This is a genomic window from Aminobacter sp. P4_D5, assembly GCF_056401815.1.
This window is the reverse complement of the sequence record NZ_JBFUIP010000745.1, coordinates 1-697: the sequence shown is the minus strand read 5'-3', so window position 1 is coordinate 697 and position 697 is coordinate 1. Positions and strand designations below refer to the sequence as shown.

Sequence of the window (697 nt, the reverse complement as noted above, 5' to 3'; positions counted from 1 at the left end):
CTCATCGCGATGGACGGCGAGGAGGAGGTCCGCACGCCGCATGCGGACTGCCTGCTGGTGATGCCCATGCTGATCGCGCAGCCCGGGCAGACCGCGGTGCGGCTGGCGAGGATCGAAACCTGAAGATCACGAAACTCACCACCTTCATCGTCCCGCCGCGCTGGTGCTTCGTGAAGGTGGAGACCGACGAAGGCATCACCGGCTGGGGCGAGCCCGTCGTGGAGGGCCGCGCGCATACCGTCGCGGCGGCGGTGGACGAGCTGTCGGACTATCTCATCGGCAAGGATCCCGGGCTCATCGAGGACCATTGGACGCTGATGTACCGCGCCGGCTTCTACCGCGGCGGCGCCGTCCACATGAGCGCGCTGGCCGGCATCGACCAGGCGCTGTGGGACATCAAGGGCAAGGCGCTCGGCGTGCCCGTGCACGMGCTGCTSGGCGGCCAGCTGCGCGACAAGATCCGCGTTTATTCCTGGATCGGCGGCGACCGTCCGGACGACACGGCGCGCATGGCGCAGGACTGCGCGGATCGCGGCTTCACGGCCGTGAAGATGAACGGCACCGAGGAGCTGCAGTTCATCGACACCCACGACAAGATCGACGCAGCGCTGGCCCGCGTGCAGGCGATCCGTGACGCGCTCGGGCCCCATTTCGGCATCGCCGTGGATTTCCATGGGCGCGTGCACCGGCCCATGGC

General features: G+C 68.5%; 1 protein-coding gene. It reads left to right on the top strand.

The window, feature by feature from the left end; translation table 11 throughout:
* Positions 1 to 119: 119 nt before the first annotated feature.
* The coding region (gene dgoD / locus AC1DWF_RS34725; protein WP_476843018.1) for a galactonate dehydratase at positions 120 to 697 on the top strand (578 nt) is incomplete at its 3' end.